The sequence below is a fragment of the uncultured Caballeronia sp. genome (assembly GCF_964243625.1).
Lineage (GTDB): Bacteria > Pseudomonadota > Gammaproteobacteria > Burkholderiales > Burkholderiaceae > Caballeronia.
The window spans coordinates 1-6713 of sequence record NZ_CAXTGZ010000332.1 but is presented as its reverse complement, the minus strand read 5'-3'; the positions used below and the strand labels follow the sequence as shown (position 1 = coordinate 6713).

Annotated in this window: 7 protein-coding genes; all 7 read left to right on the top strand. The window is 63.2% G+C overall.

Annotation, left to right across the window (positions count from 1 at the left end):
- A partial coding sequence (locus ACFFAR_RS20690) for an ATP-binding cassette domain-containing protein (protein ID WP_174364350.1) occupies positions 1-877 on the top strand: 877 nt, incomplete at its 5' end.
- A complete protein-coding gene (locus tag ACFFAR_RS20685) occupies positions 864-1736 on the top strand; it encodes an ABC transporter permease (RefSeq protein WP_062001196.1) in 873 nt (290 codons plus the stop codon). The genes ACFFAR_RS20690 and ACFFAR_RS20685, both read left to right, overlap by 14 nt.
- Before the next feature lie 13 nt (positions 1737-1749).
- A complete protein-coding gene (locus ACFFAR_RS20680; RefSeq protein WP_062001195.1) occupies positions 1750-2547 on the top strand; it encodes an ABC transporter permease in 798 nt (265 codons plus the stop codon).
- Positions 2544-3686 (top strand): FAD-binding oxidoreductase, encoded by a 1143-nt coding sequence (locus ACFFAR_RS20675; RefSeq protein ID WP_062001194.1) that lies wholly within the window; start codon positions 2544-2546, stop codon positions 3684-3686. Before ACFFAR_RS20680 ends, ACFFAR_RS20675 begins: the two co-directional genes overlap by 4 nt.
- Positions 3687-3731: 45 nt before the next feature.
- Positions 3732-4091 (top strand): (2Fe-2S)-binding protein, encoded by a 360-nt coding sequence (locus ACFFAR_RS20670; RefSeq protein ID WP_062001193.1) that lies wholly within the window; start codon positions 3732-3734, stop codon positions 4089-4091.
- A complete protein-coding gene (locus ACFFAR_RS20665) occupies positions 4081-5475 on the top strand; it encodes an NAD(P)/FAD-dependent oxidoreductase (RefSeq protein ID WP_375508367.1) in 1395 nt (464 codons plus the stop codon). Before ACFFAR_RS20670 ends, ACFFAR_RS20665 begins: the two co-directional genes overlap by 11 nt.
- A complete protein-coding gene (locus ACFFAR_RS20660) occupies positions 5468-6619 on the top strand; it encodes an NAD(P)/FAD-dependent oxidoreductase (protein WP_375508366.1) in 1152 nt (383 codons plus the stop codon). The genes ACFFAR_RS20665 and ACFFAR_RS20660 overlap by 8 nt, the downstream gene beginning before the upstream one ends.
- Positions 6620-6713 lie beyond the last annotated feature (94 nt).

Below are 6713 nucleotides of genomic sequence, written 5' to 3'. Positions count from 1 at the left end.
CACGCACGAACGCCCCGAAAAACGCGGCATGGGTGTGGTCTTCCAGAGCTACGCGTTGTTCCCGCATATGACGGTGAACGGCAACGTGGGTTTCGGTCTCGAGATGCGCAACATGAAGCGCGCGGCGCGCGCCGAACGCGTGGCCGAAGCGCTGGAACTCGTGCGTCTTACCGGATTGGGCGGCCGATATCCGAAAGAGCTTTCAGGCGGACAACGGCAGCGCGTGGCAATTGCGCGCGCCCTTGCCATGCGGCCTGAACTACTGCTCCTCGATGAACCCATGTCCAACCTCGACGCCAAGCTGCGCGAGGAAATGCATATCGAATTGAGGGGAATCCAGAAGCGTCTCGGCATCACGACAATCCTCGTCACGCACGATCAGGTCGAAGCCATGACCATGAGCGACCGGATTGCGGTGATGCATCGCGGGACCATCGCCCAGTTGAGCACGCCGTTCGAGGCGTACGAGCGCCCGGAGACGCCGTTTGCATCGGCGTTCCTCGGCAAGACCAACTTGCTGCCAGGCGAAGTCCTGCGCCGCAATGGCCGATGCGCGGAAGTCGATGTCGCCGGCACCACGCTCAAGGTGCCGCACGAAGGCCGCCACGTGCAGGGCAAGGTGAATGTGTACATAAGGCCGGAGAAGGTGCACCTGGCAGTCGGTGGTGCAGAGATGCGCGCCACGGGCCGCATCACCACGCGCGTGTTTACCGGCAACCAATGGCTCTTGCTCATCGATACAGGTCTTGGACAGGTCAGCGTAGCGCAGCCGAACAACGGGGCGCCACCGCCGAATGAAGGCGAGCAAGTGGGCCTCATGTGGTCGGACGACGACTTGCGCGTGCTGCAAAAGGAGACACTCGATGGCCACGCTTGACGACGATCGCGCCGGCGCCGCGCCGTGGTTGCTGTCGGCACCTGCACTGCTTCTGTTCTGCGGCCTGCTGCTGGTGCCGCTGCTATTGACGTTCGTGTTGTCCTTCCACGTCTTCAGCGACACAGCGGGCACGCTCGCAACGTACACGTGGCGCAACTACTTCGAGGTAGTCACCGATCCGTATTACGCCGCGATCTTCGGCCGCACCGCAGCGCTCGCGTTCGCGGTGACGTTCTTCTGCATCGTGCTGGGCGTGCCGGAGACCATCGTGCTCGCGCGCATGAAACGGCCGTGGCAATCCATCTGCCTCTTGATCGTGCTCGGACCGTTGCTGATATCGGTGGTCGTTCGAACCCTGGGCTGGCAAATCCTGCTGGGCAACAACGGCGTATTGAACAACGTGCTTCAGGCGCTGCACATCACGTCCGAACCGATCCGGCTCGTCTTCACCATGACGGGCGTCATCATCGCGCTCACCCATGTACTCGTGCCGTTCATGGTGATGTCCGTGTGGGCCACGCTGCAGAAACTCGACCCGCAAGTGGAGTGGGCCGGCCGTTCCATGGGGGCGTCGCCGTTTCGCGTCTTCCGCCGCGTGCTGTTGCCGCAAATCCTGCCCGGCATCTTGTCGGGCTCGATCATCGTGTTCGCGTTGTCAGCGTCCGCGTTCGCAACGCCTGCGCTGATCGGCGGACGGCGGCTGAAAGTGGTCGCAACCGCCGCTTACGACGAATTCCTCGGCACGCTGAACTGGCCGCTGGGCGCGACCATCGCGGTGTTGTTGCTGATTGCGAACGTGGCGATCGTGATGGGCTGCAGCCGGCTCGCCGAGCGCCGCTTCAAACACATCTTCGATTGAACCGGGAGACGTCATGAAACAAAACGGATTCCTCGGTCTGCTGTTCAACGCGCTGTTCCTGACGTTTATCGCGGCGCCGCTGGTCGTGGTGATCGCGGTTGCGTTCACCGACAAAGGCTTCATCTCGCTGCCCTTCGATGGCGCGTCGCTGCGCTGGTTCAAGGCGATCCTCGAGAACGATCAGATCCTCGATGCATTCCTGCTTTCGTTGAAACTGGCGCTGGTTGCATCGACCATTGGCGTGGCGCTTGCCGTCCCGGCGGCGCTCGCGATCGCGCGTTATCGCTTTCCCGGACGCGGCGCGCTCACCGGCTTTTTTCTCTCGCCGATGATGATCCCGGCCGTCGTGCTCGGTATCGCATTCCTGCGGTTCCTGAGCCTGCTCGGGCTCGGCGGCTCGTTCTGGGCGCTGTGCGCGACGCACGTGATCATCGTGTTGCCGTATGCGTTGCGGCTCGCGTTGTCGTCGGCTATCGGGCTCGACCGCGATGCCGAGCGCGCAGCGTTGTCGTGCGGGGCAAGCCGCTTTACCGCATTTCGCCGCGTCGTCCTGCCGATGATCCGCACCGGCGTTGCAGGCGGATGGGTGCTGTCGTTCATCCAGAGTTTCGATGAGCTCACCATGACCATCTTCGTTGCAACGCCCGGCACGACTACGCTACCGGTTGCAATGTACAACCAGATTGCGCAGACGATCGATCCGCTGGTCGCATCGGTATCGACCGTGATGATCGTTGGAACGGTCATCCTGATGCTCGTGCTGGACCGCATGGTCGGTCTGGACCGCGTCCTGATAGGAGAAACACGATGAAAGGCAATGCAGTCGACAGTCCCGACGTGCTGGTGGTCGGCGGCGGGCTGGTGGGGACCGCGGTGGCCTACGGGCTCGCGTGCGAGGGGATGAAAGTGACGGTCCTGGATCAGGGCGATGGCGGCTTTCGTGCATCCCGCGGCAATTTCGGGCTCGTCTGGGTGCAGGGCAAAGGCTACGGCCTGTCGCCTTACGCACGGTGGTCGCGCAGTTCATCGCAACTATGGCCGGGGCTTGCGAAGTCGCTGCTCGAAGAGACGGGGATCGACGTATCGCTGAAACAGCCGGGCGGTTTTCACCTCTGTTTTTCCGACGATGAACTCGCTGAGCGCGAGAAACGCTTGTCCACGTTGCAAGCCGAGCTTGGCGGCGATTATCCGTTTCAGTTGCTCGATGCAAAGGAGTTGCGCGAACGCCTGCCGGCGGTCGGTCCTGAAGTGATCGGCGCGAGCTACACGCCCATGGACGGCCACGTGAATCCGCTCAAGCTCCTGCGCGCGCTTCACGAAGCGATGCAGCGGCGAGGCGTGAAGCTCGTGAGCGGCGAGGAGATCGGACGGATCGTTCCGGATAAAGGCGGGTTCGCCGTGCATGGCAAGAGCGCCGTGTGGCGCGCGCCGCGTGTGGTGTTGTCGGCCGGTCTTGGCAACCGTGCGCTGAGTACGCAGGTTGGTTTGCACGCACCGGTCGCGCCAAATCGCGGCCAGGTTCTGGTGAGCGAACGCGTCGCACCGTTTCTGCATTATCCGACCATCAACGTGCGCCAGACCGACGAAGGTTCGGTGCAATTCGGGGACTCCATGGAAGAGGTCGGATACAACGACTTCACCACCACCGATGTGCTGTCGACCATCGCGCGTCGCGGCGTGCGCAGTTTTCCCATGCTCAAGAACGTGCGGCTGGTACGCACATGGGCTGCGTTGCGTGTCTACAGTCCCGATGGTTTTCCAATCTACGAGCAATCGTTGCAGTATCCCGGCGCGTTTGTCGTGACCTGCCACAGCGGCGTCACGCTGGCCGCCGCGCACGCGAAACGCGTCGCGCCGTGGGTCGCTGGCGGCGAGATCCCCGAGGAGCTTCCCGCGTTTCGCGGCGGACGGTTTCTCGAACCGGGCCACGTTGCCGCCAATGCACACTAGCCGCGTGATGACAGCCAATCCAGTACACCGACACTTTGCATCGATATGACTTCCAAACCGCTATTCAGGGTGCTCGCACCGGTCGCGCCCGCCGTGGCCGACGACATCGTCCAGATCTGGTTCAACGGCCAGCCGCTCAACGTGCCGGGCGGCCGGTCTGTCGCCGCCGCATTGCTCGCGGCGGGTGTGCAGCGTTTTCGCGCGACGCCGGTATCGGGCGCGCCACGCGCACCGTATTGCATGATGGGCGCGTGCTTCGAATGCCTGGTCGAAATCGATGGCATTCCAAGCCGGCAAAGCTGTCTTGTCACCGTGCGCGACGGCATGCGCATTCACTCGCAAGAAGGCGCGAGTGATCTTCCGCCAATGTCGTACACGACCAAGGAGAGCATTCATGGCCGCTGAATCCATCGATGTCGCCGTGATCGGCGCCGGTCCCGCAGGGCTCGCGGCAGCCACGCAAGCGGCGCGTGCGGGTCTGTCCGTTGTCGTGCTCGATGAACAGGAGTCGGTTGGCGGACAGATTTATCGTGCGATAGAACGCAGCGATGCGCAGCGCCGCGAGATTCTCGGTCCCGACTATCAGGCGGGCAGCGCGATCGCGACGGCCTTCGCCCGTTCCGGCGCGCGTTACGTGCCGAACGCGTCCGTCTGGCAAGTCACGCGTGAGAAAACGGTGCATTACTTGAAAGACGGAAAGGTCGGCAGCTTCGAGGCGAAGCGTGTGGTGCTTGCGACCGGCGCGCTGGAACGGCCGTTCCCGATCCCGGGCTGGACCTTGCCCGGCGTGTTGACCGCGGGCGCCGCGCAGATCCTGCTGAAGAGCGCGGGCGAAGTGCCGAGCGAACCGCCGGTGCTCGTCGGTTGCGGTCCGCTCTTGTACCTGCTCGGCTGGCAATACGTGCGGGCAGGCGTTCCGATTCGCGCACTCGTCGATACAACCCGCCACGAGGACCGCTGGCGCGCGAAACGCTACATGGTGTCCGCGTTGCGTGCGTGGCCGTACTTGAGCAAAGGCCTGCAGCTGATGCGCACGTTGCGCGACGCCGGCGTGCCGATGCACGAAGCCGCCGACGACCTGCGCGTGGAAGGAGTGATAGGTGAAGACGGCGCGGAGCGAGCGAATGCGCTGACGTTCTCGGTGCGGGGCGTGTCGCATCGGATCGAGGCAAACGTGATCCTGCTGCATCAGGGCGTGGTGCCGAATACGCAGTTTTCCTTATCGTTGCGGGCGTCGCATAAGTGGGACGACGCACAACTCTGCTTCACGCCCACCACCGACAAATGGGGCGAGCTCGATGTCCCCGGCATCTTCGTTGCGGGCGATGGCGGGGGTATCGGCGGCGCGCAGGCGGCGGAGATGCAGGGCGAAGTGACGGCGTTGGCGATCACGCAGCAACTTGGCGCCATCGATGAAAAAACCCGCGATCAAAGCGCTGCGCCACGTATGCGCAGGCTGGCAGAAGTGATGCGCATCCGGCCTTTCCTCGACAGCCTGTATCGTCCGCGCGATGAAAACCGGGTGCCGAAGGACGAGGTCATTGTGTGCCGCTGTGAAGAAGTGACGGCGGGGCAACTACGCCAGTTCGTGGCACTCGGTTGTCTCGGGCCGAACCAGGCGAAGTCTTTCGGCCGATGCGGCATGGGACCGTGCCAGGGACGCATGTGCGGTCTTACGGTAACCGAAGTGATCGCCGATGCTCGCAGCGTCACGCCTGAAACCGTCGGCTATTACCGCATTCGCCCACCGATCAAGCCGCTCACGCTCGGAGAACTCGCCGGTGACTAAGCCCGCAGCCAACGAGTCGGACGTGCTGGTGATCGGCGGCGGCTTGCACGGGTCGAGCAGCGCGTTTCATCTTGCGCAGCGTGGCGCGAGCGTGACCGTGCTGGAGGCGGATTACATCGGGCGGCATGCATCGGGCGTGAATGCGGGCGGCGTGCGCACGCTCGGCCGACCCGTGCCCGAGATTCCGTTGTCGCTGATGTCGCGCGAGATCTGGCACAACATCGTGGAAACAGTCGGCGATGACGCCGGTTTCGTCGCGTCGGGGCAGTTGAAGATCGCGGAAACCGACGCCGAACTCGATGAATCCCGCGAACGCGTCGCGCTGCTCGAGTCGCACGGCTTCACGCATGAAAAGATCATCGATCGCGAAACCCTGCTCGAACTTGAACCGGCGATCACGCCGCAAGTCACCGGCGGTATCTGGGTCGAACGTGATGGCTACGCGTTGCCGTTTCGCGCAACGACTGCGTTTCGCAAGGCAGCGGAGCGCAATGGCGCGGTGTTCCACGAAGGGACGCCTGTGACGCGAATCGAACAGACGGGCGAACGCTGGATTGCGCATACGCCGCGAGGGGATTTTTCTGCCGGGCAACTCGTTGTGACCGCCGGCGCATGGGCCGGCGAACTCGCGGCGCAAGTCGGCGAACCGGTTCTTGTTCATCCGGAAGGGCTCATGCTGATGGTCACGCATCGCGTGGCGCCATTCTGTCGCGCGACGCTGGGCGCAACCGGCAGGCCGTTGTCGTTCAAGCAATTCGATAACGGCACGGTCGTGATCGGCGGAAAGCTGATCGGCATTGCGGATCTGCCAGGACGTCACGGTGAAGTCGATTTCCTGCGGCTGGTCAAGAGCGCGAATACCGTGGTCGATCTGTTTCCGCATCTGCGCCATCTCGGTATCAACCGCGCGTGGGCCGGCGTGGAAGCGTTCACGGACGACTCGCTGCCGGTGATCTCGCGCAGCAAACGTGCGTCGAACCTGACGTACTCGTTCGGATATTGCGGCAGCGGTTTCCAGCTTGGACCAGGCTGCGGCAAGCTGGTGTCCGAGCTGGTTCTGGACGGCGTGGCGTCGTTGCCGCTCGATGCGTTTGCCATCGACCGGTTCAACGGGTTTAATAGCGCCCCTGCAGCAACAACTTGAACCGCGCTTGAAGCAATGTGCGGCCATTTTCATTTCAAGGAAGACCATGAGCGATATCGTCAGGATCGAAACCAATCAACGCATGAGCCGGGTT

Coding starts and splice junctions, on each gene's coding strand:
- ACFFAR_RS20670 (WP_062001193.1), top strand. CDS start 3,732: ATGACTTCCAAACCGCTATTCAGGGTGCTCGCACCGGTCGCGCCCGCC.
- ACFFAR_RS20685 (WP_062001196.1), top strand. CDS start 864: ATGGCCACGCTTGACGACGATCGCGCCGGCGCCGCGCCGTGGTTGCTG.
- ACFFAR_RS20675 (WP_062001194.1), top strand. CDS start 2,544: ATGAAAGGCAATGCAGTCGACAGTCCCGACGTGCTGGTGGTCGGCGGC.
- ACFFAR_RS20680 (WP_062001195.1), top strand. CDS start 1,750: ATGAAACAAAACGGATTCCTCGGTCTGCTGTTCAACGCGCTGTTCCTG.
- ACFFAR_RS20665 (WP_375508367.1), top strand. CDS start 4,081: ATGGCCGCTGAATCCATCGATGTCGCCGTGATCGGCGCCGGTCCCGCA.